General features: G+C 53.6%; 21 protein-coding genes. 10 read left to right on the top strand and 11 right to left on the bottom strand.

Annotation, left to right across the window (positions count from 1 at the left end; translation table 11 throughout):
- Positions 1–4: 4 nt before the first annotated feature.
- The 6 genes from GN242_RS11495 to GN242_RS11470 all read right to left on the bottom strand — a co-directional run bounded on the left by GN242_RS11495 (position 5) and on the right by GN242_RS11470 (position 5,103).
- Complete coding sequence (locus GN242_RS11495; protein ID WP_156287508.1) at positions 5–1,105, bottom strand: glycerol dehydrogenase; 1,101 nt, start codon at positions 1,103–1,105, stop codon at positions 5–7.
- 216 nt (positions 1,106–1,321) lie between these two features.
- Complete coding sequence (gene cmoB, locus GN242_RS11490) at positions 1,322–2,290, bottom strand: tRNA 5-methoxyuridine(34)/uridine 5-oxyacetic acid(34) synthase CmoB (protein ID WP_156287507.1); 969 nt, start codon at positions 2,288–2,290, stop codon at positions 1,322–1,324.
- Entirely contained in the window at positions 2,287–3,027 is a 741-nt protein-coding gene (gene cmoA, locus GN242_RS11485) for a carboxy-S-adenosyl-L-methionine synthase CmoA (protein WP_154750966.1), read from the bottom strand. The genes cmoB and cmoA overlap by 4 nt, the downstream gene beginning before the upstream one ends.
- A 92-nt stretch (positions 3,028–3,119) precedes the next feature.
- Positions 3,120–3,515, bottom strand: coding sequence for an MAPEG family protein (locus GN242_RS11480; RefSeq protein WP_154750967.1), 396 nt, complete (start codon positions 3,513–3,515; stop codon positions 3,120–3,122).
- Positions 3,516–3,601: 86 nt separating this feature from the next.
- Positions 3,602–4,426 carry a DUF72 domain-containing protein gene (locus GN242_RS11475; RefSeq protein WP_154750968.1) on the bottom strand — a complete coding sequence of 275 codons (825 nt, stop codon included), beginning with the start codon at positions 4,424–4,426 and terminating at the stop codon, positions 3,602–3,604.
- 107 nt (positions 4,427–4,533) lie between these two features.
- Entirely contained in the window at positions 4,534–5,103 is a 570-nt protein-coding gene (locus GN242_RS11470) for a hydrolase (protein ID WP_156287506.1), read from the bottom strand.
- Between the two features lie 307 nt (positions 5,104–5,410).
- On the opposite strand from GN242_RS11470, the gene aspS reads away from it, so the two are divergent.
- The 6 genes from aspS (at position 5,411) to ruvB (ending at position 10,843) form a co-directional block, all read left to right on the top strand.
- Complete coding sequence (gene aspS / locus GN242_RS11465; RefSeq protein ID WP_156287505.1) at positions 5,411–7,198, top strand: aspartate--tRNA ligase; 1,788 nt, start codon at positions 5,411–5,413, stop codon at positions 7,196–7,198.
- On the top strand, positions 7,198–7,632 hold the full coding sequence (gene nudB, locus GN242_RS11460; protein WP_154750971.1) for a dihydroneopterin triphosphate diphosphatase: 435 nt from the start codon (positions 7,198–7,200) through the stop codon (positions 7,630–7,632). Before aspS ends, nudB begins: the two co-directional genes overlap by 1 nt.
- Positions 7,633–7,812: 180 nt before the next feature.
- Positions 7,813–8,556 carry a YebC/PmpR family DNA-binding transcriptional regulator gene (locus tag GN242_RS11455; protein ID WP_154750972.1) on the top strand — a complete coding sequence of 248 codons (744 nt, stop codon included), beginning with the start codon at positions 7,813–7,815 and terminating at the stop codon, positions 8,554–8,556.
- A 31-nt stretch (positions 8,557–8,587) separates the two neighbouring features.
- The gene (gene ruvC, locus GN242_RS11450) at positions 8,588–9,109 is read left to right on the top strand and encodes a crossover junction endodeoxyribonuclease RuvC (protein ID WP_154750973.1); all 522 of its coding nucleotides are present in this window, start codon (positions 8,588–8,590) and stop codon (positions 9,107–9,109) included.
- Positions 9,110–9,204: 95 nt separating this feature from the next.
- Complete coding sequence (gene ruvA, locus GN242_RS11445; protein WP_156287504.1) at positions 9,205–9,819, top strand: Holliday junction branch migration protein RuvA; 615 nt, start codon at positions 9,205–9,207, stop codon at positions 9,817–9,819.
- A 13-nt stretch (positions 9,820–9,832) separates the two neighbouring features.
- Entirely contained in the window at positions 9,833–10,843 is a 1,011-nt protein-coding gene (gene ruvB, locus GN242_RS11440; protein ID WP_154750974.1) for a Holliday junction branch migration DNA helicase RuvB, read from the top strand.
- 36 nt (positions 10,844–10,879) lie between these two features.
- Here ruvB and znuB read toward each other — a convergent pair whose 3' ends face one another.
- Together znuB and znuC are read right to left on the bottom strand one after the other, a co-directional pair.
- On the bottom strand, positions 10,880–11,665 hold the full coding sequence (gene znuB / locus GN242_RS11435) for a zinc ABC transporter permease subunit ZnuB (protein WP_154750975.1): 786 nt from the start codon (positions 11,663–11,665) through the stop codon (positions 10,880–10,882).
- Positions 11,658–12,416, bottom strand: a complete 759-nt coding sequence (znuC, locus tag GN242_RS11430; RefSeq protein WP_154750976.1) for a zinc ABC transporter ATP-binding protein ZnuC — start codon at positions 12,414–12,416, stop codon at positions 11,658–11,660. Before znuC ends, znuB begins: the two co-directional genes overlap by 8 nt.
- A gap of 77 nt (positions 12,417–12,493) precedes the next feature.
- Between znuC and znuA the strand changes: the two genes are divergently transcribed.
- From znuA to lpxM, 3 genes are all read left to right on the top strand, one after another.
- Positions 12,494–13,453 (top strand): zinc ABC transporter substrate-binding protein ZnuA, encoded by a 960-nt coding sequence (znuA, locus tag GN242_RS11425; protein WP_154750977.1) that lies wholly within the window; start codon positions 12,494–12,496, stop codon positions 13,451–13,453.
- 12 nt (positions 13,454–13,465) lie between these two features.
- Positions 13,466–14,788 carry a murein DD-endopeptidase MepM gene (mepM, locus tag GN242_RS11420; RefSeq protein WP_156287503.1) on the top strand — a complete coding sequence of 441 codons (1,323 nt, stop codon included), beginning with the start codon at positions 13,466–13,468 and terminating at the stop codon, positions 14,786–14,788.
- A gap of 135 nt (positions 14,789–14,923) precedes the next feature.
- On the top strand, positions 14,924–15,898 hold the full coding sequence (gene lpxM / locus GN242_RS11415) for a lauroyl-Kdo(2)-lipid IV(A) myristoyltransferase (RefSeq protein ID WP_154750978.1): 975 nt from the start codon (positions 14,924–14,926) through the stop codon (positions 15,896–15,898).
- 44 nt (positions 15,899–15,942) lie between these two features.
- On the opposite strand, the gene GN242_RS11410 is transcribed toward lpxM, so the two are convergent.
- From GN242_RS11410 to GN242_RS11400, 3 genes are all read right to left on the bottom strand, one after another.
- Positions 15,943–17,169 (bottom strand): MFS transporter, encoded by a 1,227-nt coding sequence (locus tag GN242_RS11410; protein WP_154750979.1) that lies wholly within the window; start codon positions 17,167–17,169, stop codon positions 15,943–15,945.
- 279 nt (positions 17,170–17,448) lie between these two features.
- The gene (gene pyk / locus GN242_RS11405) at positions 17,449–18,891 is read right to left on the bottom strand and encodes a pyruvate kinase (RefSeq protein ID WP_154750980.1); all 1,443 of its coding nucleotides are present in this window, start codon (positions 18,889–18,891) and stop codon (positions 17,449–17,451) included.
- A 122-nt stretch (positions 18,892–19,013) separates the two neighbouring features.
- Positions 19,014–19,889, bottom strand: coding sequence for a MurR/RpiR family transcriptional regulator (locus GN242_RS11400; protein ID WP_154750981.1), 876 nt, complete (start codon positions 19,887–19,889; stop codon positions 19,014–19,016).
- Between the two features lie 386 nt (positions 19,890–20,275).
- Between GN242_RS11400 and zwf the strand changes: the two genes are divergently transcribed.
- Positions 20,276–21,751: a glucose-6-phosphate dehydrogenase gene (gene zwf, locus GN242_RS11395; RefSeq protein ID WP_154750982.1), complete on the top strand. Its 1,476-nt coding sequence runs from the start codon at positions 20,276–20,278 to the stop codon at positions 21,749–21,751.
- The last annotated feature ends 306 nt before the right edge of the window (positions 21,752–22,057 follow it).

Raw genomic sequence — 22,057 nt, 5'->3', positions numbered from 1 at the left:
GCAGTTATTTAACTGACTTGCTAAAAGTATCAACGGCCAGAATAGCGTGCGCCACATCTTCAGGGGTCAGGCCCGGGTTCAGGTTTTTCAACGTATCCCCCTCGCTGTTAGCTAGCGCGCCGACTTTCACCAGATTTTCCCAGCTCTCATTTTCCAGATGCAACTCTTTAAGCGTGGTTGGCATTTTAATGGCGCGGTAGAAGCGCACGTAGCGGGCGATCTCCTCATCAGGACGCTGTTCCAGCACCATTTGGGTCAGGGTGCCGTAGGCGACTTTTTCACCGTGCGTCAGATGGTGAATATCGCCATGGATGGCGGTGAAACCATTGTGAATGGCGTGGGCACCAGCCAGACCGGCATTTTCGAAACCGAGACCTGAAAGCAGGGTGTTAGCTTCCACCACCGCCTCTACTGCCGGGGTAACCAGCTGTTTTTCCACCGCCTGATAGGCACTGAGACCCCAGGTCAGCAGTGTTTTCTCACAGGCTTCAGCTATTGCCATTCCGGCAATGGTTGGATCGCCGTTAACCATCGATTTGCTGTGCGAACGCTTCACTGCCTGTGCTTCGACATAGGTTGCCAGGCCATCTGCGATACCGGAAGCAAACAGACGCACCGGTGCACGTACGCAAACCTGGGTGTCAACCAGCACCAGATCCGGATTTTTAGTATAGAAACGATAGCTTTCAAATACGCCGGTATCGGAGTAAATAACTGAAAGTGCGCTGCATGGCGCATCGGTAGAGGCAATGGTGGGCACAATGGCAACGGGCTGTTTCAGTTCATCTGCAATGGCTTTCACCGTATCCAGAGTTTTACCGCCGCCCAGACCGACCACCATCCCGGTGCCGCTGGCTTTGGCCAGTTTGGCCAGGCGGGTGATCTCATTGCTTGAAGCTTCGCCGTTAAATTCTTCGTAGTGGAATTCGATTTTGCTGGCAGCCAGTGAGGCTTTAACTTCTTTACTGATCAGCCCCCAGACAATCTGGTCTGCAACGAGAAACGCCTTGTTGCTGCCGAGTTCTGCAAGATATTCGCCCAGGTTGGCCAGCTGGCCAGCACCCTGAATGTATTTCCGTGGTGATGAAAAAACAAATTTACTCATACCAGATACTCCTTTCAGGTGAATTTGACGCGTAACTAGTTTAACACTAACTCGTAAGTATTAAGTTTTTTACCCAAAAAGAGTGATTAAGTATGAATAATCAGCTGCAATAACAGAAATCGTTCAAATTTCGGGCTGGAGTCAGCGCGGGGATCAGGGGCGAGCAAGGGCACTATTTTCGGCAGTGCCAGCCGCTGACCGACTGGCACTTAAGCGTTATGGTTTAGTAGCAACCAGCACGGCGCGCAGGGGGGCAGGATAGCCTTCTACGGTTTTTGACGGGTCATTCGGATCGAGGAACTCGGCCAGTGATTCACTGGTCATCCAGCTGGTGCGGCGCTGCTCATCGGTGCTGGTCAACGAGTAATCGGCAATCCGCACGTCAACAAAACCGCACTTTTCCAGCCAGTTTTTCAGCGCCCCTGTGGACGGAATAAAGTACACATTTCGCATCTGTGCGTAACGCTCACCCGGTACCAGAACCTGCTGATCGTCACCCTCCACCACCAGTGTCTCCAGCACCAGCTCGCCACCGCTGACCAGCTGGTTTTTTAGCTGGAAAAGATGGTCGAGAGGGGAGCGGCGATGATACAGCACCCCCATCGAAAACACCGTGTCGAACGCCTTCAGCTCTGGCAATTGCTCGATACCCAGCGGCAGCAGGTGCGCGCGCTGGTCATTGCCCAGCAGTTTACGCACCGCTTCAAACTGACAAAGGAATAGCTGCATTGGATCGATGCCCACGACCAGATGTGCGCCTGCGCCCAGCATACGCCACATGTGGTAGCCGCTGCCGCAGCCGACATCCAGCACCATGCGTCCGGCCAGTGAGGAGATATGCGGCAGTACACGCTCCCATTTCCAGTCAGAGCGCCATTCAGTATCAATATTTACCCCGTACAGCGAGAAGGGGCCTTTGCGCCATGGCATCAAATTGCGCAGCAGCTTCTCAATGCCGTCGCGCTGACGGGCAGTGAGCTGGCTGCTGTCGGCTGAGACGCCATGCAGCAAGTCGAGCGTTTCCGGCGTCAGCGCTGGCAAATATTCGACAGAACGATCCCAGTTTTTAAAATGGCCGTGCAGTGATTCACGCTGCCAGGCGGCGATCTGTGCAGGCAACGTTTCCAGCCAGTGAGAGAGCGGGCTTTTAGCAATAAGTTGGTAAAAATTTCCAAAATCCATCAGGGATGACCTGCTTTTAAGGCCACCAGAGAGCCAAAGTTAAAACACTGGAACCACAGTTCTGCGTGCTGGAAGCCGGCACTGTGCAGGCGCTGTTTGTGCGTTTCCACGCTGTCGGTGAGCATTACGTTCTCTAGCATGCTGCGCTTCTGGCTGATTTCCAGCTCGCTGTAGCCGTTGGCACGCTTAAAGTCGTGATGCATATTGAACAGCAATTCGCCGACATCGGAATCGGCAAAGCTGAATTTTTCTGACAGTACCAGCGCGCCGCCCGGTCTCAGACCCTGATAGATGGTATTCAGCAGCTGCTGACGCTCTTCAGGGGCAAGAAACTGTAGCGTAAAGTTCAGTACCACCAGAGAGGCGTTTTCAACCGGAATCTGACGGATATCCGCTTCAACAACTTCAACCGGGGTATCGGCACGGAAGGCATCGATATGGCGGCGGCAGCGCTCAACCATTGCCGGGGAGTTATCAACGGCAATAATTTTACAACCAGACGCAGTAATATTGCGGCGCACCGAGAGGGTGGCGGCACCCAGCGAACAGCCGAGATCGTAAACCCGGGAGTCGGGCTGGACAAAGCGCTCGGCTAACATTCCGATCATGGAGATGATATTGGAATAGCCGGGCACAGAACGCTGAATCATGTCGGGGAAGACTTCAGCCACGCGCTCATCAAACGTCCAGTCACCCAGTTTGGCAATTGGCGCAGAGAACAGCGTATCGCGGTTAGACATAGTGGTAAGTCCGGGGAAGCTAACGGAAAGGACATATTCTGGCAGAAAGCGAGGCGGGCTGCATCTTTTCTGCTTCTGCCAGTAATGCGGGGTCAGGCGGTGCCAAACACCAGATCCCAGGGAAGGAACAGCAGATTAACCACCACCATACCAAACTGCGACAGCAGGGTGAGGATCATGCCGTTACGCCGCCACAGCAGGGTACGGCTACTCAAACCATAAGAGTGCATCAGGCGGCCAAAGAAGAAAAACAGGCCCAGCAGATGCAACATCCAGATATCTGCGCCGTTCATCTCCATCATCACCAGCAGCAATACGGCGATGGGTATATTTTCTACAGCATTGCCGTGTATGCGGATAGCCAACTGCAAATCTGACACTCCGCCATCGCCGATCGATATCCGATACTGGCGGCGCAGTCGAACTACGTCCAGAGAAAATTTAATGATAAATAGCATACCAATTATTACATAAAGCGCACTGACCATAACTCACTCCATGATGTAAGAATTATCTTGCCCAATAAGGTAGCGAACAAAGCGGAAGCTGTCGCCTGTGACAGCATAAATGCGGCTCAAAATAATAATTCTTGCTGCGGCCAGTCAGGGGCATCACCGATATTGGGTAGCACCTGTTTTAAACCGGGCCACAGCGCGCGCACCAGCTCCGGAGCAAACCCAACATCCGGGGTGTGAATAAACAGCCAGGGCTGGCCAGCTTCACACCACTGTGGCAGCCGTTGCAGCCAGGCGTTAAACCAGCGCAGGTTGGCATCCACCCGATCGCCGCCGATAAAACGGATCATCGGAGCATCTGCCGTCATTACCGCATGTACCGGAAGCTTCGGTTTTTTACGCTGTGCATCGATAATCGCCGTGGTTGATGGAGTTGCGCTGTGTACTCCACGGGTATCGAGGATTACCCGATTAACACCGCGCTGGTGCAGTCCGCGATTCAACGCCTGTTCAGCATCCCCCTTGGCAAAAAACTCAGGGTGACGCACTTCAACGCCATAGCGGAACTCGCCAGGCAGGCTATCCAAAAACTGCCAGAGAGCAGGAAGGTCAGCGGGTGAGAAAGCCGAAGGGAGCTGAAGCCAGAACTGCCCCATACGCTCTGCCAGCGGAGAGAGCAGCTGGAAGAATTCAGCGCTGAGATCGCCGCACTGGCGTAACGCCGCCTGATGGCTGATGGTGGCCGGGAATTTAAAACAGAAGCGGAAATCATCATGGGTCATGGCCCGCCAGCGCTGAACCACCTCCGGGCGCGGCAGAGCGTAAAGCGTGGTGTTGCCTTCGACACAGTTAAAGTGCCGGGCATAATCTTCAAGGGTTGTCATCCCCAGCTTTTTCCATTGCGGGTGCTGCCACTGCGGCAGGCCGAGATACAACGGCTTCATCTTTTATCCACATTCAGTTAGTTGCGGGCGACTTTACCGTGTGGAGATGGGAGGGTGCAAGGCAGGCAGTGGGGAGGAAGACCGGCTCCTTCCGGTCATATTGCACCTTATGACAAGGCTGCAATCACTTCATCCGTCTGGCGAACGCGGGCGATGCGCGGGAAGATCCACTCCACGCTGGCCTGGTGCTGTTCTGAGCTGGCGGTGCTGCAAATATCTTCCGCGATCACCAGATTGAACCCCAGCTCCCAGGCGTTACGTGCGGTAGATTCAACACCAATATTAGTGGCGATGCCGCCCAGTACGATGGTGTCGATGCCGCGACGGCGCAGCTGTAACTCCAGGTCAGTACCGTGGAATGCGCCCCACTGGCGTTTGGTGACATGCAGGTCGCTCTCCTGCACACCCAGTGCCTGCGGATATACCCACCAGTTTTCAGGCAGTGCGCCACCGGCGTGAGCGGCATCAACCGGCTGCTTCGGCGCGTCGGCAAAATCCGCCGACCAGCCTACGCGCACCAGCACGACAGGTGCGTTATGTGCCCGAAAGGCGGCAGCCAGTTTAGCGGCGCGTGTCACCACGTCGTCAGCCGCATACGGTGCCTGGCCAAACGGCAAAATACCTTCCTGCAGGTCGATCAGTACCAGTGCGGTGGTTTGGGGATTAAGGTTAAGCATAACTTCTCCGGTCTGGGGGAAACCCGTGAGAATACAAAGGAACAGGCAAAAAATGCGATGAATATAATGTGGGCAAAGTGCACAGATTTGTTAGCGGGTATGTCTCAGTGATGATGTTTTGTTAACCATAGTGCTCGCTGTCAGCACATCCTGGTGTTTTTCTGCCACTTTCCCCTGATGACAGCACTTATCCTGTGAGCCGTTTTCCATTATAATGGCAGCCATTTTTCGCGGCAGCAGCGCTCCTCAGAGCAGGATAGTGATCAAAAAGCTGCGCCAGCAGCGCTGAAGTTAAAAGGATACCGTTATGCGTACTGAGTATTGTGGGCAGATCAATCTGTCTCATGTAGGCCAGCAAGTGACACTGTGTGGATGGGTTAATCGCCGCCGCGATTTGGGCAGCCTGATCTTTATTGATATGCGTGACCGTGAAGGCATCGTGCAGGTGTTCTTCGATCCAGATCGTCAGGAAGCTTTCCAGCTGGCGTCTGAGCTGCGTAACGAGTTCTGTATCCAGATCACCGGCACCGTACGTGCGCGTGATGAGAAGAACAAAAACAGTGATATGGCGACCGGTGAGATCGAAGTATTCGCCACCGACCTGAATATTATCAACCGCTCCGAACCGCTGCCGTTAGACTCCAATATGGCGAACAGCGAAGAAGCGCGTCTGAAATATCGCTATCTTGACCTGCGTCGTCCGGATATGGCTAACCGCCTGAAAGCCCGTGCGAAAATCACCAGCTTTGTGCGCCGCTTTATGGATGAGCACGGTTTCCTTGATATCGAAACCCCAATGCTGACCAAAGCCACGCCGGAAGGTGCCCGTGACTATCTGGTGCCAAGCCGTGTGCACAAAGGCAAATTTTATGCGCTGCCGCAATCACCACAGCTGTTCAAACAGCTGCTGATGATGTCCGGCTTCGACCGCTACTATCAGATCGTTAAATGCTTCCGTGACGAAGATTTGCGCGCTGACCGTCAGCCTGAATTTACCCAGATCGACGTTGAAACCTCCTTTATGACCGCTCCTCAGGTGCGCGAAATTATGGAGCGTCTGGTGCGTAATCTTTGGGTTGACGTGAAATCTGTTGAGCTGGGCGATTTCCCGACCATGACCTTTGCAGAAGCCATGCGTCGCTACGGTTCTGATAAACCAGACCTGCGTAACCCAATGGAGCTGGTGGATGTGGCTGACCTGGTGAAAAACGTTGAGTTTAACGTCTTCGCTGGCCCGGCTAACGATGCCAAAGGCCGTGTGGCAACGCTGCGTGTTCCGGGCGGGGCACAGTTGAGCCGTAAACAGATTGATGATTACGGCAAGTTTATTGAAATCTACGGTGCGAAAGGCCTGGCTTATATTAAGGTCAACGAACGCGCCAAAGGTCTGGAAGGTATCACCAGCCCGGTAGCGAAATTCCTCAATGCCGACATCGTGGAAGAGATTCTGGCACGTAACGGTGCCGCCGATGGCGATATGATCTTCTTCGGTGCAGGCAGTGCAAAAGTGGTTGCCGATGCGCTGGGTGCGCTGCGTCTGAAACTGGGTCGCGACCTGAAAATCACCAACGAGGCTTCCTGGGCTCCGCTGTGGGTGGTTGACTTCCCGATGTTCGAAGACGATGGTGAAGGCGGCCTGACCGCGATGCACCATCCGTTCACCGCGCCTAAAGATATGACGCCGGATGAGCTGAAAAAAGCACCGGAAACCGCAATTGCCAATGCTTACGATATGGTGATCAACGGTTATGAGGTGGGCGGCGGTTCAGTGCGTATCCATAACGGTCAGATGCAGCAGACCGTATTTGGTATTCTGGGTATTGCTGAACATGAGCAGCGCGAGAAGTTCGGCTTCCTGCTGGATGCCCTGAAATTTGGTACGCCACCGCACGCAGGTCTGGCCTTTGGTCTTGACCGTCTGGTGATGCTGCTGACCGGTACTGATAATATTCGCGACGTGATTGCCTTCCCGAAAACCACCGCTGCGGCCTGCCTGATGACGGAAGCGCCAAACTTTGCTAATCCGCTCTCTCTGGCCGAGCTGGGCATTGAAGTGGTCAAAAAAGTGAAAGATCAGCCCTCAGAGAATAGCTGATGGCTTACAAGCATCCGGTTTCGGTTCTGGTGGTGATTTACGCCCAGGATACCCGGCGGGTGCTGATGTTGCAGCGACGTGATGATGTGGATTTCTGGCAGTCGGTGACCGGCAGCCAGGAGCCGGGTGAAACCCTGGCACAGACCGCACAGCGGGAAGTACGGGAAGAAGTTGGAATTGACATTAACGCCGGGCAGCTCACATTAGTGGACTGCCAGCGTCAGATAGAATTCGAAATCTTTCCGCACTTTCTACATCGCTACGCGCCGGGCACCACCCATAACCGGGAGCACTGGTTCAGCCTGGCACTGCCTGCGGAGTGCAGCATCACGCTGAGTGAGCATCTGGCCTTTCAATGGCTGGATGCATCGGCCGCCGCCGCACTCACTAAGTCCTGGAGTAACTGCCAGGCAATTGAAGAATTCGTAGTGTAATTTTGTTTTTATCTTTTGAACTTAGCCAAACGTTCAGGCGTTATCGGCGCAGTGAGTTTGTTCACCGCCAGCGCACAGGAAGCGGAGCGTACTGCTGTACGTGAGCATTCCGCGCACTGCCGGGGGGCAAAATCGCCAGCAAGATAGCCTGTACGGTGCCAATTTGGAGACTAACAGGAAATGGCGGGACATAGTAAGTGGGCAAATACCAAGCACCGCAAGGCTGCTCAGGATTCTAAGCGCGGTAAAATCTTTACCAAAATTATCCGCGAGCTGGTAACTGCTGCCAAACTGGGTGGTGGCGACGCGAACTCAAACCCGCGTCTGCGTGCGGCGATGGACAAAGCGCTGTCAAACAACATGACCCGCGACACCATGAACCGTGCTATTGCACGTGGTGTGGGCGGCGATGATGACAGCAACATGGAAACCATCATCTATGAAGGTTACGGCCCTGGCGGCACCGCTGTTATGGTTGAGTGCCTGAGTGACAACCGTAACCGTACCGTGTCTGAAGTGCGTCATGCCTTTAGCAAAACCGGCGGTAATCTGGGTACAGATGGCTCTGTTGCTTACCTGTTCACCAAAAAGGGTGTTATCACCTTTGAACCAGGTCTGGAAGAAGATACGGTAATGGATGCCGCGCTGGAAGCGGGGGCTGACGATGTGGTGACCTATGACGACGGCACTATCGACGTGTTCTGCGCATGGGAAACCCTTGGGGCAGTTAAAGATGCGCTGGAAGCGGCTGGTCTGAAGGCAGAAAGCGCTGAAGTCACCATGATCCCGTCAACCAAGGCAGATATGGATGCGGAAACCGCACCGAAACTGCTGCGTCTGATCGATATGTTGGAAGACTGCGACGACGTGCAGGAAGTTTACCACAACGGTGAAATTTCCGACGAGATTGCGGAAACCCTGTGATATTCCCTCCATCACATCCGGTGAGCGCGTTATGACAATTATTTTGGGGATTGACCCCGGTTCGCGTATCACCGGTTATGGTGTGATTCGGCAGGTAGGGCGGCAGTTAACCTATCTGGGCAGCGGCTGTATCCGCACCAGTGTGGCTGACCTGCCGTCGCGCCTGAAGCTGATTTATGCAGGTGTCAGCGAGATTATCACGCAGTTTCAGCCCGAGTTCTTCGCCATAGAACAGGTTTTTATGGCGAAGAATGCTGACTCAGCATTGAAACTGGGGCAGGCCCGTGGGGCGGCGATTGTTGCCGCCGTTAACCAGGATCTGCCGGTGTTTGAGTATGCAGCTCGTCAGGTGAAGCAGACGGTAGTGGGGATCGGCAGTGCGGAGAAAAGCCAGGTGCAACATATGGTGCGTACTCTGCTCAAGCTGCCAGCGAATCCGCAGGCGGATGCCGCAGATGCGTTGGCTATCGCCATCACTCACTGCCACCTGAGCCAAAACGTCATACGGATTGGTGAAGGCAGGTTAAACCTCGCCCGGGGTCGTCTGAGTTAGTCACTGAAGACGCGCGAACAGATCAGGCTGGATATTCATCCAGCCTTTTTTATGCTATAAACACCCCACTCAATTGTTATCAGAAGGAAGCGAATGTGATAGGTCGTCTGAGAGGCATTATCCTGGAAAAACAACCGCCCCTGGTATTACTGGAAGTAGGCGGCGTGGGTTATGAGGTTATGATGCCCATGACCTGTTTTTATGAGCTTCCCGACATTAATCATGAAGCGATTATCTTTACCCAGTTTGTGGTGCGCGAAGATGCGCAGCTGCTGTTTGGTTTTAACAGCAAGCCAGAGCGTGCGCTGTTCCGTGAGCTGATTAAAGTTAACGGCGTTGGGCCTAAGCTGGCGCTGGCGATCCTTTCCGGTATGTCTGCACAGCAGTTTGTCACCGCCGTAGAGCGTGAAGAAATTGCTGCGCTGATTAAATTACCGGGTGTGGGTAAGAAAACCGCCGAACGCTTAGTTGTTGAGATGAAAGACCGCTTCAAAGGGATGCACGGTGACCTGTTTGCGACCGATGCTCCGTTTGCATTGACCAGCGAAATTCCGGCTGACGCCAGCAACGACGCTGAGAGCGAAGCCGTCTCTGCGCTGGTGGCGCTGGGGTACAAACCTCAGGAAGCCAGCCGGATGATTAGCAAGGTTGGCAAACCAACGGCCGACTGCGAAACACTGATTCGCGAAGCCCTGCGCGCCGCTATTTGATTTGAGGTAGATCATGATTGAAGCCGATCGCCTGGTCTCCGCCGGGGTTATCACTGAAGAAGAAGTTATCGACCGCGCTATCCGCCCGAAATTGCTGGCGGAGTATGTCGGCCAGCCGGTGGTACGCGAACAGATGGAGATCTTCATCGAGGCGGCTAAAAATCGCGGTGATGCCCTTGACCATCTGTTGATCTTCGGCCCTCCGGGGCTGGGGAAAACCACGCTGGCGAATATTGTCGCTAACGAGATGGGGGTGAACCTGCGCACCACGTCCGGCCCGGTGCTGGAAAAAGCGGGCGATCTGGCGGCGATGCTGACCAACCTTGAGCCTCATGATGTGCTGTTTATCGATGAGATCCATCGCCTTTCGCCAGTGGTGGAAGAAGTGCTGTATCCGGCGATGGAAGATTATCAGCTGGATATCATGATCGGTGAGGGGCCGGGTGCGCGCTCCATCAAGCTCGATCTGCCACCGTTCACCCTGATTGGTGCTACCACACGTGCCGGATCCCTGACGTCACCGCTGCGTGACCGTTTCGGCATTGTGCAGCGCCTGGAGTTTTATCGGGTGGAAGACTTACAGCATATTGTGGCACGAAGTGCCTCATGTCTCGGCCTGCCGCTCAGTGATGAAGGTGCGCTAGAGATTGCCCGCCGTGCCCGCGGTACGCCGCGTATTGCTAACCGGTTGCTGCGCCGGGTGCGTGACTTCTCTGAAGTGCGCGCGGCCGGAAGCATGAGCGGCGATGTTACGTCAAAAGCGCTGGATATGCTGAGTGTTGATACGGAAGGCTTTGACTATATGGATCGCAAACTGCTGCTGGCAATTATCGATAAATTTATGGGTGGCCCGGTCGGGCTGGATAACCTTGCGGCAGCGATTGGTGAAGAGCGTGAAACCATTGAGGACGTGCTGGAGCCGTATCTGATTCAGCAGGGCTTTATTCAGCGCACCCCGCGTGGCCGTATGGCGACTCATCATGCGTACAAGCATTTCGGCATTGACCGTCCTGAATCACAATAGGGGCGAGGCATACCTCGCCGTGGGAAAACGGCGGATTTATACCGCCGGTTTCTTCACCATACTTAGCATAAACATTACTGCTGCACCCAGCACCACGGAAGGGCCCGCTGGGGTATCGTAGAAGGCGGAGAAGGTCAGCCCGGCGGTGACCGCCAGAATCCCCACCACCACGGCTATTGTGGCCATCTGCTCCGGCGAACGGGCAAAGCGGCGTGCGGTGGCGGCAGGGATAATCAGCAGCGAGGTGATAATCAACGCCCCGACAAACTTCATCGCTACCCCGATTGTCAGCGCAGTAATCAGCATCAGAATCATTTTGGTGCGCTGGATATTGACGCCATCCACCTGTGCCAGTTCAGGGCTGATGGTGATTGACAGCAGAGCGCGCCATTGCCACATCAGCAGCAGCAATACGACGGCCACTCCCGCCACAATTGTCCACAGATCGGTTGGTGTCACCGCCAGCAGATCGCCAAACAGATAGGCCATCAGATCCACCCGCACATCCGACATCAGGCTGACGACCACCATCCCCAGTGATAATGCGCTGTGGGCCATTATTCCCAGCAGTGTATCAATGGCCAGATGAGGACGACGCTCCAGCCATACCAGCACCAGAGACAGCAGCAGCGTGACGGCGATGACCGCATAAAATGGACTGATATTAAGCAGCAGGCCGAAGGCGACACCCAGCAGGGAAGCATGAGCCAGCGTGTCGCCAAAATAGGACATACGACGCCAGACGACAAACGAACCCAGCGGACCCGCTGCCAGGGCCAGTAATACACCTGCCAGCCAGCCCGGAAGTAATAACTCAATCATGACGGCCGATCCCTTTGCGCAAAATAATTCGACCCTGAAGATCGTGACGATGGTTGTGGTTATGGCGGTAAATGGCCAGCTGTTCTGCGCCACGTTGGCCAAACATCGAAATAAACTCCGGGTGTTTGGAGACGGCCTCCGGCGTACCTGAGCAGCAGATATGGTGATTGAGACAGAGAACCTCGTCGGTTTTTGCCATCACCAGGTGCAGATCGTGAGAAACCATCATCACTCCGCAGTTCAGTTCCCGGCGTAGCTGGTCAATCAAATCGTACAGCGCCACCTGACCGTTGACATCAACGCCCTGAGTTGGCTCGTCGAGTACCAGCAGCTGCGGCTGATTGAGCAGCGCTCGTGCCAGCAGTACGCGCTGCATTTCGCCGCCGGAGAGTTTTTGCAGCGGATATTCCAGCAGATGAGCAGCCTGTACTCGCTTCAACGCCGGCAAAATATCAGCCGATTTCACTCCGGGGCGCAGACGCATAAAGCGTGCGACGCTCAAGGGAAGGGTGACGTCGAGATGAATTTTTTGCGGCACATAGCCAATACGCAGATGTGCCGGGCGCAGCAGGGTGCCGGACGTTGGAGCAAGCAGCCCCAGAACCACGCGCACCAGCGTAGATTTCCCCGCGCCGTTCGGCCCGAGCAGGGTCAGAATTCGGCCAGGTTGCAGTGAAAGTGACACGTCAGACAGGACGCGGCGCTCACCAAAGCTCACAGAAATTTTTTCAAGGGCGATCAAAGATGACATATTGATTACTGGTTGCAGAAATTTTCGAATGTTATAATATCACACTCCATCAGCTATTCACGATGGATTGAATCATTATGTTACATAAAAAAAGACGTGCCTTTTCAACGCTTGCGGGCCTCAGTCTGGCCGCTTCGCTTACTCTGCCTGCTCATGCCGATGTCGTGGCCTCCGTTAAACCTGTTGGCTTTATCGCTGCGGCCATCGCCGACGGCGTTACACCGGTAAAAGTACTGCTACCTGATGGCGCATCCGAGCATGATTATGCATTACGACCTTCAGACATCAAACGCTTACAGAGCGCGGATTTAGTGGTATGGGTTGGCCCGGAAATGGAAGCATTTATGACTAAATCCGTTGCCGGTTTTCCCGCACAAAAAACCGTTGAAATGAGTGCTCTTCCTGGTGTGAAACCCTTGCTGCTTAAGGGCGGAGAAGACGAAGAAGAAGAAGAGCATGAGTCTCATGCAGGGCACTCACACGCGGCCGCTGACAGCCATGATCACCACCATCACGGTGAGTATAATATGCACCTTTGGATGTCTCCTGACATATCAAGACAAACTGCGATTGCAATCCATGGCAAATTATTGGAACTTATGCCGCAAAGCAAGGACAAACTAGACGCAAACCTGCATCACTTTGAGGCAGAATTGGCGTCAGCCGATGCGAAAATCAGTAATCAGCTGGCCCCGGTTAAAGGCAAAGGGTATTTCGTTTTTCATGATGCTTACACATACTTTGAAAAACACTTCGGTCTGACTCCATTAGGTCATTTTACCGTCAACCCTGAGATCCAGCCCGGCGCGCAGCGTTTACATCAAATACGAACACAGTTGGTTGAGCAGAAAGCAGCCTGCGTTTTTGCTGAACCACAATTCAGGCCGGCCGTGATTGAAGCCGTTGCCAGAGGAACCACCGTGCGTTCGGGCACTCTGGATCCCCTCGGGACGGATATCACTCCAGGTAGAGACAGCTATGTGACATTCCTCTCACAGTTGTCCAGCCAGTATGCGAGCTGCCTGAAAGGAGAATAGAGGATCATTTAAGTGCAGCAGATATCCCGCGCTGTCGCCATGGCGTTCAACAACTTACCCCGGCCCCATCGCATTATGCTGGGGTCGCTTACCGTAGTCACGCTGGCTGTCTCTCTGTGGCAGCCTTACGTCTATCATCCCGGTAACGAAAGCCCGATTGTCAAAACCGTTGAGCTTGAGAAAAATCAGCTTCGAACTTTACTTCCGGAAGCCAGTGAACCTATCGATCAGGATACTCCCTCTCCGGCTGATGATGCGCCAAAAGATGAGATCGACCAGGATGTACCGGATGAGAGCGGAACACATGATTACGTTATTTCAACCGGCGATACCCTCAGCAGCGTATTAAATCAGTACGGCATTGATATGTCGGAAATTAATAAGCTGGTGAAAAGCGATAAAGATCTGCGCAACTTACAGGTGGGGCAGCAGCTTTCATGGTCGCTGAACGACAACGGTGATTTACAGCGTGTCAGCTGGGAAGTGTCCCGCCGCGAAACGCGCACCTATGATCGTTCTGGTGATGGCTACAAATCATCTTCTGCCGTACAGGCGGGAGAGTGGCAGAACCAGGTGCTGCACGGTGTGGTTAACGGTAGCTTTGTCAGCAGCGCTAAAAAAGCAGGGCTGACTAACGCTGAAATCAGCGCGGTGATTAAAGCGCTGCAATGGCAGATGGATTTCCGCAAATTGCGCAACGGCGACCGGTTCTCGGTGCTGATGTCTCGTGAAATACTCAACGGAAAAAGTGAACAGAGCGAACTCGCTGGGGTGCGTCTGAACAGCGGTAATAAAGATTATTACGCTATTCGCGCGGAAGATCGCAAGTTTTACGATCTTAACGGTTCTGGTCTGGCGCGTGGATTTATGCGTTTTCCCACCGTTAAGCAGTATCGCGTGTCATCTAATTTCAATCCACGACGTCTGAATCCGGTCACCGGGCGCATTGCGCCGCATAAAGGCGTGGATTTTGCCTTGCCGGTAGGCACGCCTGTACTTGCCGTTGGCGATGGTGAAGTTATCGTGGCAAAACGCAGCGGTGGGGCGGGTAACTACGTTGCCGTACGTCATGGGCGTCAGTATATGACCCGCTATATGCACTTGAAAAAGCTGCTGGTAAAGCCGGGGCAGAAAGTTAAACGTGGCGATCGCCTTGCGCTCTCTGGTAACACCGGGCGCTCTACGGGGCCGCATCTGCACTTTGAAATCTGGATTAACAATCAGGCTGTTAACCCGCTGACGGCTAAACTTCCACGTATGGAAGGGCTGACAGGTAAAGAGCGTCGTGATTATCTGGCTAAGGTTCGTGAAGTAACACCTCAGCTTAAATTCTGATTATTGCTGCACATAAAAAGGCCGATGGGTGATCCATCGGCTTTTTTTTAGAGTAAACAGAAGCATTCGAGCCAATAACTTTGCAAAATTGCTCTTCAGCACTATCATAAGCCCGTTATTGTTCGAGGCCAGTGCATGGAAAACAGAAAAAAAAGTAATATTGAATTTATTCCTACCTTCAAAAAGAGTTTCTTATTGCCACGCTACTGGGGAAGCTGGCTGGGTGTGGGAGCGTTTGCCAGTCTGGCACTGGTATCCCCACGTCTGCGCGATCCGTTACTGGGCGCTTTAGGCCGTGCGGCAGGGAAACTTGCCCGCAGTGCGCGCCGTCGTGCGCAGATTAACCTGTTGTATTGCCTGACCGATAAATCCGAAACCGAGCGCGAAGCGATCATTGACGAGATGTTTGCCGTTGCTCCTCAGTCGATGGCGATGATGGCCGAACTGGCGCTGCGTCCTGAGAGCGCAAAGAAGCGTATTCGCTGGCACGGACGCGAGATCATCGATGAGTTACAAAGTAACGGGCAAAACGTTATTTTCCTCGTACCCCATGCCTGGGCAGTTGACCTGCCTGCGATGGTGCTGGCATCTGAAGGCCAGCCGATGGCCGCGATGTTCCATAACCAGAGCAATCCGGTGATGGACTATGTCTGGAATCGGGTTCGGCGCCGTTTCGGGGGGCGAATGCATGCGCGTAACGACGGCATTAAGCCGTTTATCATGTCTATTCGTCAGGGTTACTGGGGTTATTATCTGCCGGATCAGGATCACGGTGCGGAGCAGAGTGAATTTGTCGAATTCTTTGACACTTACAAAGCCACGTTACCTGCTGTTGGCCGGATGATGAAAGTCTGCCGGGCCAAAGTCGTGCCGTTGTTCCCGGTGTATGACAGCAAAACTCACAGTCTGGATATTTATCTGCGGCCGCCAATGGATGACCTGCCGGATTCCGATGACGTATCGCAGGCGCGCCGTCTGAACAAAGAAGTGGAAGATTTTGTCCGTCCTCATCCTGAGCAGTATACCTGGATACTCAAGCTGCTGAAAACGCGTAAACCGGGTGAAAAAGAGCCTTACGATCGTCAGGAACTCTATCCGAAGAAAAAGTAACACGTGCAGGGGCAACACATTATTGGTTGCCCCTGGCTTTCAATTTAGTTTAGCGATGAACGGCGTTTCCACTCCCGCAGAAAAGCGCGTACCAGCACGAACCACACCAGGCCACAGGCCAGGTTAACCAGACTAAAAGCGCGCGCTCCGTCACTGAAATAGGCAAACTTCGCCAGCTCAATTCCCAGGGCAAATACCAGAATACTCACCATGCCGAGCATAGCGGCCACGCTGCCCTTGCCTGACTGGCTGGAAAATAACGTCAAACGATACAGCCCGGCGTTGACCAGCCCGGTGCCAAAGCCATACAGACTCAGACCCGCTGTCAGCCACAAATAGCTGTGCTTATCGATAATACAGGCCAGTGCGGCGATCCCCAGGCCCAGCAGGATCGGCCAGGCACCCAGCCGTAGCGGGCGATCGATGGGGACGCGAGATGCCAGCCTGCTCAGTGTCAGGTTTCCGGCAATCATGGCGACGAAGACGGGAAGCTGCAACAGCGCGTAGTCGAGACGCGTCAATCCTTCGTCATGGATCAGGATTACCGGTGAGAGCGCCACCCAGGCCAGACAGGGGATGCTGACCAGGCCAATAGCCAGTGAGCCGCTCATTACCTGACGGTCTTTCAGCAACGAGAGATAGCCTCTGCCCAGTGAAGGGAGTGATAGCGACATCTCCCTGTCGCCGGATGTTTCCGGCATGGTGCGCCACAGGCCCAGCAGAGCGAGGGCCGTGACGCCGCCAAATAGCCAGAACATGGTACGCCACTCGCCAATCTCCAGAAATGCCGCACCGGCCAGCGGGCCTGCCAGCGGTGCCAGCAGTGCAACGTTTGCCATCAGCGCCATCAGACGCACGCTTAATGCTTCATCAAATGCTTCCTGAATGGCGGCATAGCCTACCGCACCAATAAAGCAGAGGCTGATACCCTGTAAAAAACGCAGCAGAATAAATTGCTCAATGCTCTGCACCCAGTGAGTGGCAAAGCAGGTCACCATAAAGAAGGCGACTCCTGAGAGCATCACCGGGCGGCGACCGAGCTTGTCTGACAGCGGGCCAAGCAGCCACTGCAATACAATGCCGCCAACCAGGTAGGCGGTCAGTGAGGCGGATACCCACTCCGGGCCGACGTGAAACTCCTGAGTGACCAGCAGCATCCCGGGCTGGATCATGTCATGAGCAATATAAGTGGCGAATTCGAAAAGGACGAGCGATAACGGAAAAATCAGGTGTCGGCGGGTGAGGCTCGACACGGGTACAAATGACGCCATTCTGGCTCCCTCCAGGGGTGATTTAATTCAGGATGCATCTCTGCTTAGATCGCCGCGCTAACATATCGCATTTTGACCGGAAAACACTGCATTAATGTGATTTTGCAGAGTGTTGTTTAACCTGAGGCTAACATTCCGCTAAATAAAATAGTTCAGTATGAGAGATGTCAGAAGTGTACAGATGGAATCGGGCAGTCGGTAAGTCGAAGGGATTGGAGCAGGATGAGAGATTCTGGTGAAATATTGGGCCGTTTACGGCCCAATATCGTTTACACGGTATTACTCAACGCGCAGTACACGGCTGGTATTGGTGGTGCCGGTGGTGCTCATCACATCGCCCTGGGTGACGATAACCAGGTCGCCTGACATCAGGAAGCCTTTCTCACGCAGCAGGTTGATAGCATCGTGCGCAGCGGCGACACCATCGTTATTGCTGTCGAACAGCACCGGGGTGACGCCACGGTACAGCGCGGTGAGATTCAGCGTACGTTCATGACGGGACATGGCGAAAATCGGCAGGCCTGAGGTGATACGTGAAGTCATCAGCGCGGTGCGGCCAGACTCAGTCATGGTAATAATCGCTGTCACGCCCTGCAAATGGTTTGCCGCGTACATGGCTGACATGGCAATGGCTTCTTCGATATTATCGAACTGCACATCAAGGCGGTGTTTGGAGACGTTAATGCTCGGGATCTTTTCAGCACCCAGGCAGACCTTCGCCATCGCTGATACCGTTTCCGCCGGGTACTGACCTGCCGCCGTTTCTGCTGAGAGCATCACAGCATCGGTGCCGTCGAGTACCGCATTCGCAACGTCCATCACCTCTGCGCGGGTTGGCATTGGATTAGTGATCATCGACTCCATCATCTGGGTCGCGGTGATTACCGAACGGTTTAACTGGCGTGCGCGACGAATCAGGGCTTTCTGAATGCCGACCAGTTCCGGATCGCCAATTTCAACACCCAGGTCGCCCCTTGCCACCATCACCACATCAGAGGCGAGGATGATATCATCCATTGCTTCCTGGCTGGCTACGGCTTCAGCACGCTCTACCTTAGAGACAATTTTAGCGTCACAGCCTGCTTCCCGTGCCAGACGGCGCGCATAGTTCAGGTCTTCACCACAGCGAGGGAACGAGACCGCCAGATAGTCCACACCAATTTTGGCAGCGGTCAGGATATCGGCTTTATCTTTTTCGGTCAGTGCTTCTGCGGACAGGCCGCCACCCAGCTTGTTAATGCCTTTATTGTTCGACAGCGGGCCACCGACCGTGACTTCGGTGAAGACTTTCATCCCCTGTACTTCCAGCACTTTCAGCTGCACACGGCCATCATCCAGCAGCAGGATATCGCCCGGCACCACATCCGCAGGCAGCCCCTTATAGTCGATGCCCACTTTTTCGCGGTCGCCTTCGCCTTTACCCAGGCTGGCGTCCAGCAGGAAACGTTCGCCAATATTGAGGAATACCTTGCCTTCTTTGAAGGTCGAGACGCGGATTTTTGGCCCCTGAAGGTCACCCAGAATCGCCACATGCCGGCCCAGCCTGGCGGCAATTTCACGTACTTTGTCGGCGCGCATCTGGTGATCTTCTGGTGTGCCATGTGAGAAGTTCAGACGAACGACATTGGCGCCAGCTGCGATGACTTTTTCAAGGTTATTATCGCGATCGGTGGCGGGCCCCAGTGTAGTTACAATCTTGGTTCTTCTGAGACGTCTTGACATGTATAACTCCGTTGTCTTTGAGAGTGGTGTTGCAGGAGCAAGCACTACTTAGGCTGTATCTCTATTTATATGATATGGGGCGGATGAATTCGACCCAAACCGCTATGACCTGTTAAAAATAACTATTCCTGACCAGTCAGGGCAGAAACCGGAAGGCTTTTATCAAACCGGGACTCTTTCAGAGCCTCTTTGACACGCTTAAGATTGTCGCGAAATTTCGGCCCGCGACGCAGGGTAAAACCGGTGGCGAGTACATCAATCAGCGTCAGCTGCGCCAGGCGGGAAACCATTGGCATATAGATATCGGTATCTTCAGGAACGTCCAGCGTCAGGGCCAGTGTGGCCTCGCGCGCCAGAGGCGATCCGGGGGAGGTGATTGCCAGCACCGTCGCATCATTTTCCCGGGCCATCATCGCCAGTTCGACCATATTTTTGGTGCGGCCAGTATGTGATATAAGCACCATCACATCGCCTTCACCGCTATTCATGCAGCTCATACGCTGCATCACAATATCATCGGAATAGATCACCGGCACATTGAAGCGAAAAAATTTATTCATTGCATCGTGTGCTACCGCCGCTGACGCACCCAGACCAAAGAAAGCGATTTTTTTGGACTGAGTCAGCAGGTCGACAGCACGATTAACGGCGTTGATATCCAGGCTCTGTTTAACCCGGTCAAGCCCGGCCATCGCCGACTCGAAAATTTTCCCTGAATACGACTCGACGGTATCGTCATGCTCAATGTTGCGGCTGACGTAAGGCGTACCGTTGGCAAGACTCTGTGCCAGTTGCAGTTTGAAATCAGGAAAACCCTTTGTTTTTAGCCGGTGACAAAAGCGATTAACCGTTGGTTCGCTGACGCCAGCGGCGCGGGCCAGCAGGGCAATACTGGAGTGCATGGCGACGGTAGGGGAATCGAGGATGACGTCGGCAACTTTACGCTCTGATTTGCTCAGAATTTCCAACTGAGATTGAATTTTTTCCAGCATATTCATTAGGTTACCCGTTAATACATTCTGACGATTTCAATCAAAGGAGAAATCGATGTCATTTTGTAGAGAATATACAATGCGCTACAGCCCTGGTGGCAGTAGCATGACGACATTACTTTACATTTTTTGTCAGAGTTTGAGCTGTGTCTGATTTTCATTATGGTAAGAATAGCAGCAAAAATGATGAAAAATTACGCACTATCTGGTGGCGATGCGATGAAGGTTGCCACTAAATTAGCCATTGATTGAATACATTGTGCCGCAGTCGCTTCCCCTGGTTTACGAGGAGCAGGCAAAAGCAGTACATTGTATTGAAACAAAATTACAATAAGAGTCTGTCCGACTACGGAATTTCAGGGACAGGCTAATCCTGCAACGAGGAGAATGAAATGGCGGTTACACAAACAGCCCAGGCATGCGATCTGGTAATTTTCGGTGCCAAAGGCGATCTTGCACGCCGGAAACTGTTGCCCTCACTGTATCAGCTGGAAAAAGCCGGTCAAATCCATGAAGATTCGCGCATTATCGGCGTTGGCCGTGCGGAATGGGATAAGGCTGCCTATACCAAAGTGGTGCGTGAGGCGCTGGAAACCTTTATGAAGGAGAAAATCGACGAAACGCTGTGGGATAAACTCAGCAGTCGCCTCGATTTCTGCAACCTGGACGTGACTGACAGCAGCCATTTCCCTCGTCTGGGTAAAATGCTCGACCAGAAAAAACGCGTAACGATTAACTATTTTGCCATGCCGCCAAGCACCTTTGGTGCCATCTGTAAGGGACTGGGCCAGGCGAAGCTCAACGCCAAGCCTGCGCGCGTGGTGATGGAAAAACCGCTGGGCACGTCTCTGGCAACCTCACAAGAGATCAACGACCAGGTGGGTGAATACTTCGAAGAAAATCAGGTATTCCGCATTGACCACTATCTTGGTAAAGAGACGGTGCTTAACCTGCTGGCACTGCGTTTTGCTAACTCGCTGTTTGCCTCTAACTGGGATAACCGCACCATCGACCACGTGCAGATCACCGTGGCAGAAGAAGTGGGTATCGAAGGGCGCTGGGGCTACTTCGATAAAGCGGGCCAGATGCGGGATATGATCCAGAACCACCTGTTGCAGGTGCTGACGATGGTTGCCATGTCACCGCCGGCAGATCTCTCTGCTGACCGCATCCGCGACGAAAAAGTGAAAGTGCTGCGTTCGCTGCGCCGTATCGACCATACCAACGTGCGGGAAAAAACCGTGCGCGGTCAGTACACTGCCGGATTTGTTCAGGGTAAGAAAGTTCCTGGCTATCTGGAAGAGGAGGGGGCAAACAAGTCGAGCACTACGGAAAGCTTCGTCTCTATTCGGGTTGATATCGACGACTGGCGCTGGGCGGGTGTTCCGTTCTACCTGCGTACCGGTAAACGTCTGCCAACCAAGTGTTCAGAAGTCGTGGTCTATTTCAAAAATCCGGCGCTGAACCTGTTTAAAGAGACCTGGCAGGAACTGCCGCAGAACAAACTGACCATTCGTCTGCAACCAGATGAAGGCATGGATATTCAGATCCTGAACAAAGTGCCGGGGCTGGATCACAAACATAATCTGCAAACCACTAAGCTGGATCTGAGCTTCTCAGAAACCTTCAACCAGTCGCATCTGGCTGATGCTTATGAGCGCCTGCTGCTGGAAACCATGCGTGGTATTCAGGCGCTGTTTGTGCGTCGTGATGAAGTGGAAGAGGCCTGGAAGTGGGTTGACTCCATCATGGAGGCATGGTCAGCGGATAATGAACCACCTAAGCCTTATCAGGCAGGCACCTGGGGGCCGGTGGCCTCTGTTGCGATGATCACCCGCGATGGCCGCTCGTGGAATGAGTTTGAATAAGTAAACTAAACTGCCGGAAAAAATAAGCCCGCATTAGCGCTGATAGCTCTCTGCTAAATCAGCGCTAATAAACCCGCACCATATTTTGGCAGGTTTTGGCGAGGTACTTGAAACGGCATCCCGTACCGTTCGTTTTAACAGTAGCGGCGAGTGTTGCAGGACATTCGCCGCTAACGTCAGATAAAATATCACCCGCCGCCATTGCAGGCTGTTTGCCTGATCCTTCGGATGTAATCCTTTTTATAGCGTGATAATCCGTTAACTACATGATGACGCTGGCAAGCGTTTCCGGCCTCAGTAGTCAGA

The sequence above is a fragment of the Erwinia sorbitola genome, from assembly GCF_009738185.1.
GTDB classification, from domain to species: Bacteria; Pseudomonadota; Gammaproteobacteria; order Enterobacterales; family Enterobacteriaceae; genus Erwinia; species Erwinia sorbitola.
Note: the sequence above shows the minus strand (reverse complement) of the source record. Positions and strands in the feature narration are given on the sequence as shown.

Excerpts from the sequence above, each read along its gene's own strand:
- znuC (WP_154750976.1), bottom strand. The coding sequence starts at position 12,416 with ATGTCATCTTTGATCGCCCTTGAAAAAATTTCTGTGAGCTTTGGTGAG.
- GN242_RS11455 (WP_154750972.1), top strand. The coding sequence starts at position 7,813 with ATGGCGGGACATAGTAAGTGGGCAAATACCAAGCACCGCAAGGCTGCT.
- GN242_RS11480 (WP_154750967.1), bottom strand. The coding sequence starts at position 3,515 with ATGGTCAGTGCGCTTTATGTAATAATTGGTATGCTATTTATCATTAAA.
- ruvB (WP_154750974.1), top strand. The coding sequence starts at position 9,833 with ATGATTGAAGCCGATCGCCTGGTCTCCGCCGGGGTTATCACTGAAGAA.
- GN242_RS11470 (WP_156287506.1), bottom strand. The coding sequence starts at position 5,103 with ATGCTTAACCTTAATCCCCAAACCACCGCACTGGTACTGATCGACCTG.
- GN242_RS11475 (WP_154750968.1), bottom strand. The coding sequence starts at position 4,426 with ATGAAGCCGTTGTATCTCGGCCTGCCGCAGTGGCAGCACCCGCAATGG.
- nudB (WP_154750971.1), top strand. The coding sequence starts at position 7,198 with ATGGCTTACAAGCATCCGGTTTCGGTTCTGGTGGTGATTTACGCCCAG.
- lpxM (WP_154750978.1), top strand. The coding sequence starts at position 14,924 with ATGGAAAACAGAAAAAAAAGTAATATTGAATTTATTCCTACCTTCAAA.
- GN242_RS11400 (WP_154750981.1), bottom strand. The coding sequence starts at position 19,889 with ATGAATATGCTGGAAAAAATTCAATCTCAGTTGGAAATTCTGAGCAAA.
- ruvC (WP_154750973.1), top strand. The coding sequence starts at position 8,588 with ATGACAATTATTTTGGGGATTGACCCCGGTTCGCGTATCACCGGTTAT.
- znuA (WP_154750977.1), top strand. The coding sequence starts at position 12,494 with ATGTTACATAAAAAAAGACGTGCCTTTTCAACGCTTGCGGGCCTCAGT.
- aspS (WP_156287505.1), top strand. The coding sequence starts at position 5,411 with ATGCGTACTGAGTATTGTGGGCAGATCAATCTGTCTCATGTAGGCCAG.
- cmoA (WP_154750966.1), bottom strand. The coding sequence starts at position 3,027 with ATGTCTAACCGCGATACGCTGTTCTCTGCGCCAATTGCCAAACTGGGT.
- GN242_RS11410 (WP_154750979.1), bottom strand. The coding sequence starts at position 17,169 with ATGGCGTCATTTGTACCCGTGTCGAGCCTCACCCGCCGACACCTGATT.
- znuB (WP_154750975.1), bottom strand. The coding sequence starts at position 11,665 with ATGATTGAGTTATTACTTCCGGGCTGGCTGGCAGGTGTATTACTGGCC.
- pyk (WP_154750980.1), bottom strand. The coding sequence starts at position 18,891 with ATGTCAAGACGTCTCAGAAGAACCAAGATTGTAACTACACTGGGGCCC.
- GN242_RS11495 (WP_156287508.1), bottom strand. The coding sequence starts at position 1,105 with ATGAGTAAATTTGTTTTTTCATCACCACGGAAATACATTCAGGGTGCT.
- zwf (WP_154750982.1), top strand. The coding sequence starts at position 20,276 with ATGGCGGTTACACAAACAGCCCAGGCATGCGATCTGGTAATTTTCGGT.